At 69.5% G+C, this 15238-nt stretch carries 14 protein-coding genes; 9 read left to right on the forward strand and 5 right to left on the reverse strand.

Annotated elements, in window-relative coordinates; all coding sequences use genetic code 11:
- Nucleotides 1-47 precede the first annotated feature (47 nt).
- On the reverse strand, nt 48-467 hold the full coding sequence (locus tag NV348_RS27950) for a hypothetical protein (protein WP_447149520.1): 420 nt from the start codon (nt 465-467) through the stop codon (nt 48-50).
- 179 nt (nt 468-646) lie between these two features.
- Between NV348_RS27950 and ctaE the strand changes: the two genes are divergently transcribed.
- From ctaE to qcrB, 4 genes are read left to right on the forward strand one after another with little or no spacing between them, the layout of a single operon-like run.
- A complete protein-coding gene (gene ctaE / locus NV348_RS27955; protein ID WP_447149521.1) occupies nt 647-1258 on the forward strand; it encodes an aa3-type cytochrome oxidase subunit III in 612 nt (203 codons plus the stop codon).
- Between the two features lie 56 nt (nt 1259-1314).
- On the forward strand, nt 1315-2178 hold the full coding sequence (gene qcrC, locus NV348_RS27960; RefSeq protein WP_447149522.1) for a cytochrome bc1 complex diheme cytochrome c subunit: 864 nt from the start codon (nt 1315-1317) through the stop codon (nt 2176-2178).
- Nucleotides 2175-3314, forward strand: coding sequence for a cytochrome bc1 complex Rieske iron-sulfur subunit (qcrA, locus tag NV348_RS27965; RefSeq protein WP_447149523.1), 1140 nt, complete (start codon nt 2175-2177; stop codon nt 3312-3314). The genes qcrC and qcrA overlap by 4 nt, the downstream gene beginning before the upstream one ends.
- Nucleotides 3311-4936: a cytochrome bc1 complex cytochrome b subunit gene (gene qcrB, locus NV348_RS27970; protein WP_447149524.1), complete on the forward strand. Its 1626-nt coding sequence runs from the start codon at nt 3311-3313 to the stop codon at nt 4934-4936. The genes qcrA and qcrB overlap by 4 nt, the downstream gene beginning before the upstream one ends.
- Before the next feature lie 71 nt (nt 4937-5007).
- Here qcrB and NV348_RS27975 read toward each other — a convergent pair whose 3' ends face one another.
- The gene (locus NV348_RS27975; protein WP_447151159.1) at nt 5008-5505 is read right to left on the reverse strand and encodes a polyadenylate-specific 3'-exoribonuclease AS; all 498 of its coding nucleotides are present in this window, start codon (nt 5503-5505) and stop codon (nt 5008-5010) included.
- Nucleotides 5506-5691: 186 nt separating this feature from the next.
- Between NV348_RS27975 and NV348_RS27980 the strand changes: the two genes are divergently transcribed.
- Together NV348_RS27980 and NV348_RS27985 are read left to right on the forward strand one after the other, a co-directional pair.
- Nucleotides 5692-6348 carry a response regulator transcription factor gene (locus NV348_RS27980; RefSeq protein WP_447149525.1) on the forward strand — a complete coding sequence of 219 codons (657 nt, stop codon included), beginning with the start codon at nt 5692-5694 and terminating at the stop codon, nt 6346-6348.
- Nucleotides 6345-7571 (forward strand): sensor histidine kinase, encoded by a 1227-nt coding sequence (locus NV348_RS27985; RefSeq protein WP_447149526.1) that lies wholly within the window; start codon nt 6345-6347, stop codon nt 7569-7571. The genes NV348_RS27980 and NV348_RS27985 overlap by 4 nt, the downstream gene beginning before the upstream one ends.
- Here NV348_RS27985 and NV348_RS27990 read toward each other — a convergent pair.
- A complete protein-coding gene (locus NV348_RS27990) occupies nt 7565-7942 on the reverse strand; it encodes a hemophore-related protein (protein ID WP_447149527.1) in 378 nt (125 codons plus the stop codon). The genes NV348_RS27985 and NV348_RS27990 overlap by 7 nt on opposite strands.
- A gap of 157 nt (nt 7943-8099) precedes the next feature.
- Here NV348_RS27990 and NV348_RS27995 point away from each other — a divergent pair, with 157 nt between their 5' ends.
- Nucleotides 8100-9485, forward strand: a complete 1386-nt coding sequence (locus NV348_RS27995; RefSeq protein ID WP_447149528.1) for a class II 3-deoxy-7-phosphoheptulonate synthase — start codon at nt 8100-8102, stop codon at nt 9483-9485.
- Between the two features lie 254 nt (nt 9486-9739).
- Here the strand turns inward: NV348_RS27995 and pknB are convergent, their stop codons facing one another.
- Nucleotides 9740-11704, reverse strand: coding sequence for a Stk1 family PASTA domain-containing Ser/Thr kinase (pknB, locus tag NV348_RS28000; protein WP_447149529.1), 1965 nt, complete (start codon nt 11702-11704; stop codon nt 9740-9742).
- A 128-nt stretch (nt 11705-11832) separates the two neighbouring features.
- Between pknB and NV348_RS28005 the strand changes: the two genes are divergently transcribed.
- Nucleotides 11833-12201 carry an Rv2175c family DNA-binding protein gene (locus tag NV348_RS28005; protein ID WP_447149530.1) on the forward strand — a complete coding sequence of 123 codons (369 nt, stop codon included), beginning with the start codon at nt 11833-11835 and terminating at the stop codon, nt 12199-12201.
- Between the two features lie 292 nt (nt 12202-12493).
- On the opposite strand, the gene NV348_RS28010 is transcribed toward NV348_RS28005, so the two are convergent.
- A complete protein-coding gene (locus NV348_RS28010; protein WP_447149531.1) occupies nt 12494-14686 on the reverse strand; it encodes a heavy metal translocating P-type ATPase in 2193 nt (730 codons plus the stop codon).
- 90 nt (nt 14687-14776) lie between these two features.
- Between NV348_RS28010 and NV348_RS28015 the strand changes: the two genes are divergently transcribed.
- Complete coding sequence (locus tag NV348_RS28015) at nt 14777-15136, forward strand: ArsR/SmtB family transcription factor (protein WP_447149532.1); 360 nt, start codon at nt 14777-14779, stop codon at nt 15134-15136.
- The last annotated feature ends 102 nt before the right edge of the window (nt 15137-15238 follow it).

The following is a 15238-nucleotide window of genomic DNA, read 5'->3' on the forward strand; positions in this document are numbered from 1 at the left end:
ATCGGGCGCGGCGGGGTGGCGCAAGCCTATTGCGCCGTTGGCAGAGTTTACGGCGCGGGACGCGGTGGCTGCAGCGCGTCCCAGCCGTCGGCGACGCCGTCGTGGCGCTGCGCGAGCCCGGCCATCCGGGATCGCTCCTGCGAACAGGTCAGCGGATCGAGGCGCTGCACTCGCTGCAGGACCACCGGCACCAGCTCGCCCGCGGTGGTGCCCACGGCCTCGGCTCGCACGTAGCCGTCGTATCCGGCGATCTCGGCGGCCGCGTCGATCCGGTCCGCGGGCAGGCGCAGATGGTGGCGTAGCACGGCGTCGGCGTCGCGATCGAGCTCACCGGCCCGATCCAGCGCCGCCGAGCAGGCTTCGGCGTCGTCGAAGCTCGACGCGACCACGACCAGATCGGTCCGCGCGGGGTCGAGCGACTCGCGCTGCCCGCCGAACAACCGCCGCCACATCCGCACCACGACCATCGCCGCCTCCTCGTCTCAGGTTATCCACATCCAACGCTGTCACAATGGGCTGTCACGTGATCGTCGCCAACACGCCGACGGAGGTCGTAGACCCCCTCTGTGCGTGGGTTTTCCGACTCTCGCGACAAACTTTCGTACCCGGGTACAGCTGTCGTACTACGAAGAGTCATACTTACCCCGTGACGACCGCAGTAGGCACCCCAGGATCGGCCATTACTCAGCGTGTGCATTCGCTGAACCGGCCCAACATGGTCAGCGTCGGAACCATCATCTGGCTGTCGAGCGAGCTGATGTTCTTCGCCGGCCTCTTCGCCATGTACTTCGTTGCGCGCGCGCAAGCGCACGGCAACTGGCCCCCGGAGCCGACCGAGCTGAACATGAAGCTCGCCGTTCCGGTGACGGCCGTGCTGGTCGCATCGTCGTTCACATGCCAGATGGGTGTGTTCGCCGCGGAGAAGGGCGACGTGTTCGGCCTCCGTCGCTGGTACATGATCACCCTGCTGATGGGCGCGTTCTTCGTCGCCGGCCAGGGCTACGAGTACTACCACCTGGTGGAAGAGGGAACCTCGATCTCCAGCAGCTCGTACGGCTCGGTCTTCTACATCACCACCGGCTTCCACGGTCTGCACGTGATCGGCGGTCTGATCGCGTTCGTGTTCCTGCTGGTCCGCACCACGCTGAGCAAGTTCACGCCCGCCCAGGCCACCGCCGCCATCGTGGTGTCGTACTACTGGCACTTCGTCGACATCGTCTGGATCGGGCTGTTCGCCACGATCTACTTCGTCCGCTAGCGCGCGGGCGCACAGCATTTGCACAAGTCGGTTCCGTCTACTCCAAAGGGACACAGATGAGTTCATCTCCCCCGTCGGCCCCCGAGCCCGCCGGCCCTGACAACGGTCAGGCCACCAAGGCGCGTAAGCAGCGTCGCGTTCGCCGTCGTATCGCGGGTGGCCTCGCGTTGCTGGTTGGTCTGGTCGGAGCCGGCTTCCTCGCCGCGGCACTCACCCCCGCGCCCCAGGTCGCCACCGCGAACGAGGACCAGTCCGCGCTGATCCGCGAGGGCAAGCAGCTCTACGAGACCTCGTGCATCACCTGCCACGGCGCGAACCTGCAGGGCGTGGTAGATCGTGGCCCCAGCCTGATCGGCGTCGGCGAGGCCGCCGTCTACTTCCAGGTGTCCTCCGGCCGCATGCCGATGGTGCGCAACGAGGCCCAGGCCATGCGCAAGCCCGAGAAGTTCGACGCGCATCAGACCGACGCGCTCGGCGCGTTCGTCGCCGCCAACGGCGGTGGCCCCTCGGTGATCCGCGACGCCAACGGTGAGATCGCGCAGGAATCGCTGCGTGGCGACGACATCGGCCGCGGCTCGGAGCTGTTCCGCATGAACTGCGCCTCCTGCCACAACTTCACCGGCCGTGGTGGCGCGCTCTCCGGCGGTAAGTTCGCCCCGCCGCTGGCGGAGGCCAACGAGCAGCAGATCTACGACGCCATGATCACCGGCCCGCAGAACATGCCGAAGTTCTCCGACCGGCAGCTGACGCCGGAGGAGAAGCGCGACATCATCGCCTACGTCAAGAACGCCGCGGAAGAGAAGGCGCCCGGCGGCTGGGACCTCGGCGGTTTCGGCCCGGCGACCGAAGGTCTGGCGATCTGGGTTATCGGCATCACCGCCGTGGTGGGTGCCGCGATGTGGATCGGATCTCGCACATGAGTGGACAGGAGCACAACGACATGGGTCGGGAACCGACCGAAGCCGAACTGGACGCGATGACGCGTGACGAGCTGGTCGAGCTCGGTACCGCGCGCGACGGCGTCGACGTCGCGTACCGCGGCGAGCGCTGGCCGGTGCCCGGCACCCGCGCCGAGAAGCGCGCCGAGCGCGCGGTCACGTTCTGGTTCGCCATCTCCGGCCTGGCCGCCGCCGCGCTGATCGGTGTCTTCCTGTTCTGGCCGTGGGAGTGGAAGGGCAACGGCGACGAAGGCCATGCGGCCTACTCGCTGTTCACCCCGCTGGTCGGTCTGACCTTCGGCATCTCGGTGCTGGTCATCGGTATCGCGGTCGTGCTGATCCGCAAGCGGTTCATCCCCGCCGAGATCTCGATCCAGCAGCGCCACGACGGCCCGTCCGACGAGGTCGAGCGCCGCACCCTGGCGGCCGAGCTGCAGGACGCGCTCGACACCTCCACCCTGGCTCGCCGCAAGATGATGCTCGGTACCGCGGGCGCCGGTGTCGGCGTGCTCGGTATCGGCGCGCTGCTGGTGTTCGTCGGCGGCATGGTGAAGAACCCGTGGGCCAAGGGCGACAAGTCGCCGCTGTGGGTCTCGGGCTGGACCCCGGACTTCCCCGGCGAGACCATCTACATCCGCCGCGACACCGGTCGCCCGCAGGATGTCGTGCTGGTGCGTCCGGAGGATCTGGACGCGGGCGCCATGGAGACCGTCTTCCCGTGGAAGGAGAAGTGGCGCGGCAACGAGCACGAGACGCTGCAGTCGCTGCGCGGCATCCGCAACGCGGTCATGCTGATCCGCCTGCGCACCGCCGACGCGGAGAAGGCGATCAAGCGCAAGGGCCAGGAGAGCTTCAACTACGGCGACTACTTCGCCTACTCGAAGATCTGCACCCACCTCGGCTGCCCCACCTCGCTGTTCGAGCAGCAGACCAACCGCATCCTGTGCCCCTGCCACCAGTCGCAGTTCTCGGCGACCGAGTGGGGTAAGCCGGTCTTCGGTCCGGCCGCCCGCGCGCTCCCGCAGCTGCCGATCACCGTCAACTCCGAGGGCTTCCTGGTCGCCAACGGCGACTTCATCGAGCCGCTCGGCCCGGCCTTCTGGGAGCGTCGTTCATGAGCACTCTGGTGGCGAACCAAGCCAACGAGATGGACGAGCGGTATCGCGCCGCCGCGTTCATGAAGCGGTCGATCAACAAGGTCTTCCCGACCCACTGGTCGTTCCTACTCGGTGAGATCGCGCTGTACGCGTTCATCATCCTGCTGCTGTCGGGTATCTACCTGACGCTGTACTTCGACCCGTCGATGGCGCACGTCACCTACGACGGTGCCTATCAGCCGCTGCGCGGCGTCGGCATGTCGCGGGCCTACGAGACCGCGCTGAACATCTCCTTCGAGGTGCGCGGCGGTCTGTTCGTCCGGCAGATCCACCACTGGGCGGCCCTGCTGTTCGCGGCGTCGATCATCATCCACCTGTTCCGCATCTTCTTCACCGGCGCGTTCCGCAAGCCGCGTGAGGCGAACTGGGTGATCGGCTCGCTGCTGCTGATTCTGGCGATGTTCGAGGGCTTCTTCGGCTACTCGCTGCCCGACGACCTGCTCTCGGGCACCGGTCTTCGCGCCGCGTTCTCGGGTATCACCATCGGTGTCCCGGTCGTCGGTACCTGGCTGCACTGGTTGATGTTCGGCGGCGACTTCCCCGGCGACATCATCATCCCGCGCCTCTACATCGCGCACGTGCTGCTGCTGCCCGGCATCATCCTGGCGCTGATCGGCGCGCACGTCGCGCTGGTCTGGTACCAGAAGCACACCCAGTTCCCCGGCCCCGGCCGGACCGAGAACAACGTGGTCGGCGCGCGCATCGTGCCGGTGTTCGCCGCGGACCAGGGCGCGTTCTTCGCGTTCACCCTCGGCATCGTCGGCATCATGGGCGGCATCCTGCAGATCAACCCGATCTGGAACCTGGGTCCGTACAACCCGTCCCAGGTCTCGGCGGGTTCGCAGCCCGACTTCTACATGATGTGGACCGACGGCATGGCGCGTCTGATGCCGCCGTGGGAGATCTACCTGGGTCGCTACACGATCCCGGCGGTGTTCTGGGTCGCGCTGGTCATGGGTCTGGTGTTCACGCTGCTGATCGCCTACCCGTGGATCGAGAAGCGCCTCACCAACGACCACACGGCGCATCACAACCTGCTCCAGCGTCCGCGCGACGTGCCGGTGCGTACCGCCATCGGTGCCATGGCGATCGCGTTCTACGTGGTGCTCACGCTGTCGTGTGTCAACGACATCATCGCGCTGAAGTTCGACATCTCGCTGAACGCGACCACCTGGATCGGTCGTATCGGCGTGCTGCTGCTGCCCCCGATCGCGTACTTCGTCGCCTACCGGTTCTGCATCGGTCTGCAGCGCAGTGACCGGGCGGTGCTCGAGCACGGCATCGAGACCGGTGTCATCAAGCGCCTGCCGCACGGTGAGTACATCGAGGTGCACCAGCCGCTGGGCCCGGTCGACGACCACGGCCACGCGATCCCGCTGGAGTACCAGGGTGCCCCGGTGCCCAAGAAGATGAACAAGCTGGGTTCGGCGGGCAAGCCGGGTACCGGTAGCTTCCTGCGGGCCGACCCGCAGGCGGAGTCCGACGCCTACTTCGAGAACGAGCACGTCGAGGAGCACAAGATGCTCACGGCGCTCGCCGAGGAGCAGGCCCGCGCCCACGGTGACGAGCCGCACGGTCACTGACCGCGCGGCACGCACACGAGGAAGGCCCCGAGTCGCTACGACTCGGGGCCTTCCTCGTTGTCTCGGGTGTTCTACAGCCGCGGGGTGCGCCGGTAGGCCTCGATCGCGTCGAACTTGGCGAGGTTGTGCCTGGCGTCGGCGAGCGCGTCGTGGGCATCGTCGGGGATCGGCGGCAGCTCGGGGCTGCCGTGCGCGGCCCAGTGCTGGCGCAGCTCGTTGGTGTAGCGCGGCATGCCCTTGGGCAGCGCGGTCATGTCACCCCAGAGCTGGCACAGCGCGACGTGGTCGTAGGCCGAGACCCAGGCCCACAGCTCCGGCTGCACGCTCGGGCGGGGCAGGAAGAACTTGAACAGGTCGTCGCGGATCTGTGCCCTGGAGCGATACAGCGGCGATCCCGTGGGCGGCAACTTCGGTAGCACATGTCTGCGCACCCACGGACCGGCTCGTCCCGCGTCGAATTCGGTGGAGACCGCGTAGTACTCGCGACCGTCCTCGCAGACGACGCCGATCGAGATCAGATCGATCGTCACGCCGTCCTCGATGAATTCCGAGTCGTAGAAATATCGCAGGGAGATCGCCTCTTCGTGCCGGTGGGCGGCCGTGACCGTCCGAGGAGGACGACGCGGTCCGTGACCCACGATGGGTCGGGAGAAACCCTATGTCGATGGTCCGGAAGCCGGGCGCACGGGTAGGCGACATCCAGGAAACGCCGACCTCACAGCGAACAAACAGGGTCTGCGGGCAAGATGGCGCGCGTGCGGGTGCTTGTGGTCGAAGACGAGACGGTACTGGCCGAGGCGATCGGCACGGGGTTGCGACGGCATGCGATGGCGGTGGATGTGGTCTACGACGGTGATGCCGCGCTGGAACGAGTACCGGTCAACGACTACGACGTCGTCGTCCTCGATCGTGACATCCCCGGAGCGTCGGGGGACCAGGTGTGCGGCTGGATGGTCGAGCACGAGGTGGGCAGCCGGGTGCTGATGCTGACCGCGGCGGCAGCGGTCGGTGAGCGGGTCGCCGGGCTCGGCCTCGGCGCCGACGACTATCTGACCAAGCCGTTCGCGTTCGCCGAACTGGTCGCCCGGGTGCAGGCGCTGGGCCGCCGGGCGCGTCCGGGGATACCGCCGGTCCTCACCCGCGCCGGACTGCGTCTCGACGTCCACCGCCGCACCCTGACCCGCGACGGCCTGCCGATCGCACTGTCGCGCAAGGAGTTCGCGGTGCTGCGGGAGCTGATGTGCGCCGACGGTGGTGTGGTCTCGGCCGAACAACTGCTGGAGAAGGCCTGGGACGAGAACATCGATCCGTTCACCGGCGTCGTCAGGTACACGATCATGATGTTGCGCCGCAAGCTCGGCGGCCCACCGCTGATCGAGACCGAGCCGGGCGAGGGGTACCGGATTCGATGAGGCGCCCACGCTCGACCATCAGGCTACGGCTGACCGTTCTCTACGCCGGATCGTTCTTCGTGGCCGGAGCTGTACTGATCGCGGTGACGTACTTCTCGCTCGAGCAGTGGCTGGATCGGCGGCCCGCGGCCACGACACACATGATCATCAGTAAGCACCTGGCACTGGGGGACCAGCTCCCGGCGACCGAACGGCTCGCCGCCGCGATCGCCGAGCAAGCCGAACAGGAGCGCCGGGATGTCCTGCGGGCGATGCTGTTCTCGTCGCTGACGGCGCTGGCCGTGGTCGGGATCGCGGCCGCCGGTTTCGGGTGGCTGCTCGCCGGGCGCGCGTTGCAGCCATTGCAGCGGGTCACCGCTACCGCGCGCCGAGTCGCCGATCGCAGCCTGCACGAGCGGATCGCGCTGGAAGGGCCACCCGACGAGATCAAGGATCTCGCCGACACCTTCGACGCCATGCTCGAACGCCTCGACCGCGCCTTCGACGGCCAGCGACGTTTCGTCGCCAACGCCTCGCACGAACTCCGCACGCCGCTGGCGATCAACCGCACCGTGATCGAGGTGGCCTTGGACCGGCCCGACGCGCCCGAGTCGCTGCGGCAGCTGGGCGAGACCCTGCTGGACGTCAACGGGCGGCACGAACGGCTGATCGACGGGTTGCTGCTGCTGGTATCGAGCGAGCAGCAACTCCTCGAGCAACGGCGTTGCGACCTGGCGGACATCGCCCGGCATGTGTCCGGGCTCAGCGCGACCGAGGCTACCGGCGCCGGGGTATCCCTCGACTGCGACGCGCTGACCGCGCCGGTCGATGGCGACCCGATCCTGCTGGAGCGGCTGGTATCCAACCTCGTCGACAATGCGGTGCGGTACAACCATCCGGGCGGCCGGGTGCGCATCGAGTGTGGCACCGAGACCGGCGCGGTTCGGCTGATCGTTGCCAACACCGGCCAGGTGGTTCCCGACTTCGAGCTCGATGGCCTGTTCGAGCCGTTCCGCCGCGCCTCGGCGACCACCCGCCGTGCCGCCGAGACCGGCGCTCGCCGCGGCGCCGGTCTCGGGCTGTCGATCGTCGCATCGGTGGCGCACGCGCACGGCGGCACCGTGCGCGCGGCGGCCGACCCCGCGGGTGGGCTGACGGTCACGGTGTCACTGCCGGCCGCTGTGATCCCCGGTCCGGATCATGTTCGACAGCCCTCGGGTGCGGACCGCTCGGCCCGTCAGTAGGACGCGCACACCCTGAGTACTTCGAGCATTCGGGCGTGCTGCCCGTCGTCGTTTCCGTCGTGGTGTCCGGCGTGCTCGCCCTGCCGCTGCTGGACGATGATCCGTCGTTCCTCGGGCGACTTCGCCAGCAGCTCGGTGAGTTTCCGGCGATGCTCGGGGTGCTCGGCGAGCTTCTGGGCGAGGTCGGGCGCGTGCGTGGCGAGGGCGGCCTCGATCTGCTCCACCGAGCACGTCGTGTCGAGCATCGGATGGGAATGGTCGGCCGGCGCGGCAGCGGCCGCACCGGCCGCGGTGGCCATGGCGAGGGTGGCGAGGCCGATCACGAGCGCCGTGCCGCCAGGGGTGCGCGTCGCCAGGTGGTTCCACTTCATCGTCGGTCAACCTTTCTCGGTGCGGTCGCCGTGTCGCGACCAGCACACAGAGTTCACCAACTCGCCTGTTTGGCGGGCGTGAGGACAGCTCACCGGCCCGGGACGCTCGACCGGCCCGGCGGTGGGGTTCTGCGCCCGGGTTCCGTATTCTGATCTGGTGACCTGGACCGTCGACGTACCCATTGACCGCCTGCCGGAACTGCCGCCGCTGCCCGACGAGCTGCGCAGCCGGCTCGACGCCGCCCTGGCCCGGCCCGCGCTGCAGCAGCCGTCCTGGGACGCCGACGAGGCCGCGACGATGCGCACCGTGCTCGAGAGTGTGCCGCCGATCTGCTTGCCCGCCGAGGTGGAGGAGCTCAAGACCCAGCTCGCCGCCGTCGCGCGCGGCGAGGCGTTCCTCATGCAGGGCGGTGACTGCGCGGAGACCTTCGCCGACAACACCGAACCGCACATCCGCGGCAACATCCGCACGCTGCTGCAGATGGCCGTCGTCCTCACCTACGGCGCCAGCCTGCCGGTGGTGAAGGTGGCCCGCATCGCCGGCCAGTACGCCAAGCCGCGCTCCTCGGACACCGACGCGCTCGGGCTCACCTCCTACCGCGGCGACATGGTCAACTCCCTGGTCGCCGACCAGCAGCTGCGCCGCCACGACCCCTCGCGCCTGGTCCGCGCCTACGCCAACGCCAGCGCCGCGATGAACCTGGTCCGCGCGCTGACCACGGCCGGCATGGCCGACCTGCACCAGGTGCACGACTGGAACCGCGACTTCGTCGCCCAGTCGCCCGCGGGCGCCCGCTACGAGGCGCTGGCCGAGGAGATCGACCGCGGTCTGCGTTTCATGACCGCCTGTCAGGTCAACGACCCGAGCCTGAAGTCGGCCCGCATCTACGCCTCGCACGAGGCGCTGGTGCTCGACTACGAGCGCGCGATGCTGCGGCTGAGCCAGAGCGAGACCGGCGAGCCGCTGCTCTACGACCTCTCGGCGCACTTCCTGTGGATCGGCGAGCGCACCCGTCAGCTCGACGGCGCGCACATCGCGCTGGCCGAGCTGCTGGCCAACCCGATCGGCCTGAAGATCGGCCCCACCACCACGCCCGATCAGGCCGTGGAGTACGTCGAGCGGCTCGACCCGCACAACGAGCCGGGCCGGCTCACCCTGGTCGCCAGGATGGGCAACGGCAAGGTGCGCGACGTGCTGCCGCCCATCATCGAGAAGGTGCAGGCCACCGGTCACCAGGTGATCTGGCAGTGCGACCCGATGCACGGCAACACCCACGAGTCGTCCACCGGCTTCAAGACCCGCCACTTCGACCGCATCGTCGACGAAGTGCAGGGCTTCTTCGAGGTGCACCACGCGCTGGGCACCCACCCGGGCGGCCTGCACATCGAGCTGACCGGCGAGAACGTCACCGAGTGCCTCGGCGGCGCGCAGGACATCTCCGACCTCGACCTCGAGGACCGCTACGAGACCGCGTGCGACCCGCGCCTGAACACCCAGCAGTCGCTGGAGCTGTCATTCCTGGTCGCCGAGATGCTGCGTTAGTTGGAGCGCTGGCGCGCTCGAGTTCGCGGCCCCTCGGTCCCGTCGATCAGGCACCGTTGCTTGCTCCTTCGTCGCGTACGCAACGGCGCCTGATCGACGGGACGGCCGCGAACCGGCCACTGCGTGGCCGATCCCTCCTCGGGGTCGGGATGTGCGGGGCTGGGAGTTCGGGCGGTGCGGGCCGGACGCGGTCAGCGATGACCGCGTCCGGGCTTTTCCTTTTCCTTGTCGTCTTTGTCCGGGGCCTGATCTCTTCAAGGCAGGGCGGTGAGCGTGACGACGCTGCCCGCCTCCACGTTCGAGTTGAAGCCCGGGACCTGGCCGATCACCAGTGAACTGTCGGAGTCGGTGATGGACTTGACCTCCACCCGCAGGCCGAGCTGCTGGAGTTTGCTGCGGGCGTTGCCGACGGTCTGACCCATCACGTTGGGCACCTTCACCGCGTTCGACACGATCAGCGTGACGCTGTCGCCGGACTGCAGGGTGGTGCCGACGGCGGGGTCGGTGCCGATCGCCTTGTCGCCCTCGACGCTCTTGTCGTACTGCACGCGGGTCTCGCGCACGGTCAGCCCGGCGGTGGTCAGGGCCCTGGCCGCCTCCTCGGCGGTCTTGCCCCGCACATCCGGCACATTGACCGGCTGCGAGCCCTTGCTGCGGTACACCTTCACCTGGGCGCCCATCGGCAGGATGGTGCCGGGCGCGGGCTCCACCTTGGCCAGCGAGCCCTTCGGCGCGGTGCTGGCGGCCTCGCCGCTGTCGATCGGCTGCAGGCCCGCGTCGCGGATCGCCTGGTTGGTGGCGCTGATCTGGTCGCCGGGCTTGATGTCGGGCACCCGGGGCTTGCCGTTGGAGATCAGCACCGCGATGGTGGAGCTCTTGGTGACCCGCGAACCGGCCGAGGGGTCGGTACCGACCACGCCGCCCGCCGGGATGGTATCGGAGGCCTTGTTGCGCAGCACGGTCTCGAAACCGGCCTCTTGCAGCACCGCGACGGCGCGCTCGGAGTCCATGCCCGCGATCGGCGGCACGGCGGTGTAGCGGCCCACCCCGAGCCACCAGCCACCGATGCCGACCAGCAGGGTCAGCGCGGTGACGATCGACGCCCAGATCAGGCCGGTCCGGCGCGAGGGGTTCTCGTTGGACGCGAACGGGTTGTGCTGTGGTGCGGGGGAGTGCGCCGCGGAGTACTCGTCGGGGCGCGGCCGGGGCGCGGTGACCACCCTGGTGTGCTGTGGCTGGGCATGCGGCATCGGGTGCGCGGCAATGGGATTCGGGGTGACCGGGCGGTCGCCGGGGTGGCGCGCGTCGCCGGTGCGGTAGCTCTCGCTGAGGTGTTCGGCCGAGTCGCGGGGCGCCGGAACCCGGTACGGCGGCAGGTTCAGCTCCATGGCGATCATCTGCAGCTGCGCCGCCATCTCGTTGGCATCGGCGTAGCGGCGCTCGGGATCGCGGGAGGTGGCCTTGGTGACCAGGGCGTCGAGCTCCGGCGGTACGCCGCCGATGAACTGGCTCGGCGGCGGCACGTCGTTCTCGACCCGCTGATAGGCCACCGACAGCGAGTTGTCGCCGGTGAACGGCACCCGGCCGGTGAGCAATTCGAAGATCAGGATGCCGAAGGAGTAGACGTCGCTGCGGGCGTCGGCGGTGCCGGTGGTGACCTGTTCGGGCGCCAGGTAGGCGGCGGTGCCGAGGATGACGCTGGCCGAGGTGGTGTTGGCGGCGGCGACGGCGCGGACCAGGCCGAAGTCGGCGATCTTCACCTCGCCCGCGTCGGAGATCAGCACGTTCTCCGGCTTGATGTCGCGGTGCACGAGCCCGGCGTCGTGGGCGGTGCCGATGGCGCGCAGGACCGGCTCGGCGACGGCGCGCACGGCGTGCGGCGGCATCGGACCGCGTTCGCGCAGCAGTTCGCGCAGCGTGCCGCCCTCGACCAATTCCATGATCAGGAACGGGTACTCACCGTCGACGCCCTGGTCGTACACGGCGACCAGCGACGGATGCTTCAGCTTGGCCACCGCCCGCGCCTCGAACTCGAAGCGGGTGAGGAACTGGGGGTCCCCGGCGAACTTCGGATCCATCACCTTGATCGCCACCGGGCGATCCAGCCGGGTGTCGGTGCCCCGGAACACCATCGACATTCCGCCGCGCGCGATCGGCGCATCGATGCGATAGCGCCCTTCCAGCATCTGGCCGATCAAGTGACGTCCTCCGGCTTTCACAAACTTCTCACCCCTCGCGACACTGCGACAAGCGACCAGGCCACCGTGTGCGGCCCCCACGATCGTAACCGGGTCATGATGGCATGCCAGCCGATGCGCGCGCGGCCGCACGTACTACGGTTGTGCGAGTGAGTGCCTTCCCTTGCAGCGACGATGTGCTGCCCGACACCGAAACCGTGGTCTCGCTCCCCGAGGCCGCCGACATACTCGGTATCCCGGTCACCGCGGTGCACCAGCTGCTGCGTGACCATCAGCTCCTCGCGATCCGCCGCAACGGCGTCGCCGGCATTCCGTCCCGCTTCTTCGACGACAACGACGAGATCGTCCGGATGCTGCCCGGCCTCATCACCGTGATGCGCGACGGCAAGTACTCCGACGAGGACATCCTGCGCTGGATCTACACCGTGGACGACTCGCTGCCCGGCCGCCCCGTCGACGCCCTGCACGGCCCGCTGGCCCGCGAGGTCGTCCGCCGCGCCGCCGCCGAACCCTTCTGATCCCGCGCCGTCGCACCAGCGCCCGCCCACCCGGCCCATGGCGTGTCCGGTCGGCGGCCCGGTAGCCCGCGTCCATCGCTCCGACCTCGAGCCTGGTCAGCGGCGTCTCTGTCCGCGTCTGTCGACCTGGGGTTGTGCCTGGTCGGTGGCGGCGCAGCCTGCGTCCGCCGATCTGTGCTGAGCCTGGTCGGTGTGCCGCAGCCTGCGTCCGTTGAGTAGGCCCTGAGCCCGGTCGGTGGCTCGCCGAGTACGCGGCTCAGGCCTGCGGCCTCGAGCCGACGACGCCCTGCGTTCAGGACGCGCCGCGCCCGGTCGCCTGCTCGTGCGCCCGGCGCCAGGCGGACGAGCGCAGCAGTCGTAGGCCGTTGAGGCCGACGAGGACCGTCGAACCTTCGTGCCCGAGTACCCCGAGCGGCAAGGGGAGGTGGCCGACCAGGTCCCAGACGACCAGGACGCCGATGAAGCTCGCCGCGATGGCGAGGTTGGCCAGCACCACCCGGCGTGCCCGCCGTGACAGCGCGATGACGGCCGGGATGGTGGTCAGGTCGTCCCGGACGACGATGGCGTCCGCGGTCCGCACCGTCAGATCCGAGCCGGCCCCGCCCATCGCGATCCCCACCTGCGCGGCGGCCAGGGCGGGCGCGTCGTTGATGCCGTCACCCACCATGGTCACCCGGTGGCCGTCCGCCGCCAGCTTCCGCACGGCCGTGACCTTGTCGTGCGGCAGCAATCCGGCGCGCACCTCGCCGATTCCGAGCTGCCGGGCGAGCCAGTTCGCGGTGGCGGGGTTGTCGCCGGTCAGCAGAACCGGTGTGCTGCCGGTGGATTCGGTGAGCGCGGCCACTGCGCCCGCCGCCTCGAGGCGGACCTGATCGGTGAAGCCGAGCACCGCCAGGGGTTCGTCGTCGCGCAGCGCCACGACCGCCGTGTGGCCACGGGACTGCACCATCGTGACGATGTCCTCGGCGGCGATCGAGCGCGTCGGCCTGACGCTCGACGCGTGCCGCGCTCGCGCGGCGTTCGCGACCGAGTGGGTGTCGGTTGCACCCTGCATGCCGACCACGGGGGCGCCGCCGAACGATCCCGCCGCCTCGGTGTCGTGGTCTCGGCGGGCGGCCGGTGCGTCGGAGTCCGGGATTGTGTAGGCCACCACGTGGTCGCCGGTGCCGACAGACGTCGAAAAGGCACTGGGATCGCCGCTGAGAACGGTGGGCGAGCCGATGCGCACGAGGCGGCCGTCGACCCGCCCTGACACGCCACGGCCGGGTTGTGCGGCGAAGTCGTGGACGACAGGGAAGTCCAGACCGCGTTGCCGGGCGGCGCGCACGGTTGCCGCGGCCAACGGATGCTCACTGGGATGCTCGACCGCGGCGGCCAGGCGCAGGACCTGGTCTTCGGTGGCATCGCTGCCCGGCAGCGGGTGGATCTCCACGAGTTCCGGGGTCCCGCGGGTGAGCGTGCCGGTCTTGTCGAAGGCGACCCGGGTGGTCGTGCCCAGCTGTTCCATCACGACGGCCGACTTCACCAGCACACCGTGGCGGCCGGCGGTGGCGATCGCGGCCAGCAGCGGCGGCATCGTGGCCAGGACCACCGCGCAAGGGGAGGCCACGATCATGAACGTCATCGCGCGCAGTAGCGAATCCCGCAGCGCCGCACCGAGGATCAGCGGGACGACGAACACGGCGAGGGTCGCGACGACCATCCCGATCGAATAGCGCTGCTCGATCTTCTCGATGAACAGCTGGGTCCTGGCCTTGGTGCGGCCCGCCTCCTCGACCAGCGCCGCGATCCGCGCGACCACCGAATCCCCGGCCCGGCGCTCGACGCGGACCCGGAGCGCGCCGGTGCCGTTGAGCGTCCCGGCGAACACCTCGTCGCCGGTGGCCTTGTCCACCGGGAGCGGTTCGCCGGTGATGGTGGCTTGGTCGACCTCGCTCGCCCCGTCGACGACGCGGCCGTCGGCGGCGATCCGATCGCCCGGGCGGACCAGGATCACGTCACCGACCGCGAGCTCGGCGGCGGCGACGGTCTGGTCACCGTCGTCGGTGAGCCGGGTCGCGGTGTCGGGGGCGAGCGTGAGCAGGCCGCGCACCGAGTCCTCGGTGCGGGTGGTGGCCAGCGCTTCGAGCGCGCCGGAGGTCGCGAAGATGACGATGAGCAGCGCCCCGTCCACGACCTGGCCGATCGCCGCCGCCCCGAGCGCGGCCGCCACCATCAGCAGATCGACGTCGAGGGTCTTGTCCCGCAACGCTTTCAGGCCGGCCAGCCCCGGCTCCCAGCCGCCGACGAGGTAGCAGGCCAGCAGCAGCGACCACCACAGCCAGGACGGTCCGCCGGTCAGCTTCGCGAGCAGGCCGAGGGCGAACAGCGCGGTCGCCGCGGCGGCCCAGCGCATCTCGGGAATCGCGAACAGCCCGGTCCGGGCGGTCGGGCCACGCGCGCCGGTGACGGCCGAACGGGTCGGCGTGGCGGTGGGCGAGACCACAGGGCACCTCCGAGGCGGGGAACGAGGACCTGAGAATAACAGATCATATGAAGAGATATTCATGTGATCTGGTCCGCTAAACTCCACGCCATGGGACACGGTGTGGAAGGCGACCGGCCGTCGACGCGCCTGGACGCCGCGGCCGCCGCACACGTGGCGACCACTCTGCAGGCGCTGGCCACCCCGAGCAGGCTGCTGATCCTCTCCGAACTGCGTCAGGGCCCGCGCCCGGTCACCGAGCTCGCCGAGGCGGTGGGGATGGAGCAGTCCGCCGTCTCGCATCAGCTGCGGCTGCTGCGCAATCTGGGCCTGGTCACCGGTACCCGCGCCGGCCGCAGCATCGTCTACACCCTCTACGACCAGCACGTCGCCCAGCTGCTCGACGAGGCCGTCTACCACAGCGAGCATCTGCGTCTCGGTCTCGCCGAGCGCCCCGAGATCGCCGGCTGAGCTGCCGGCGTCGTCGTCCGGTGTCGGGCCGCGCCACGTCGTCGGATGGACCGCGGGCTGACCCCGTGCCGCGTGGCCGAACGGGTCGGTGCCGCGGCCCTG

This window comes from Nocardia fodinahabitans, from assembly GCF_052983615.1.

Coding starts and splice junctions, on each gene's coding strand:
- NV348_RS28015 (WP_447149532.1), top strand. CDS start 14,777: ATGGGACACGGTGTGGAAGGCGACCGGCCGTCGACGCGCCTGGACGCC.
- qcrA (WP_447149523.1), top strand. CDS start 2,175: ATGAGTGGACAGGAGCACAACGACATGGGTCGGGAACCGACCGAAGCC.
- NV348_RS27950 (WP_447149520.1), bottom strand. CDS start 467: ATGGTCGTGGTGCGGATGTGGCGGCGGTTGTTCGGCGGGCAGCGCGAG.
- qcrB (WP_447149524.1), top strand. CDS start 3,311: ATGAGCACTCTGGTGGCGAACCAAGCCAACGAGATGGACGAGCGGTAT.
- NV348_RS27985 (WP_447149526.1), top strand. CDS start 6,345: ATGAGGCGCCCACGCTCGACCATCAGGCTACGGCTGACCGTTCTCTAC.
- NV348_RS27990 (WP_447149527.1), bottom strand. CDS start 7,942: ATGAAGTGGAACCACCTGGCGACGCGCACCCCTGGCGGCACGGCGCTC.
- qcrC (WP_447149522.1), top strand. CDS start 1,315: ATGAGTTCATCTCCCCCGTCGGCCCCCGAGCCCGCCGGCCCTGACAAC.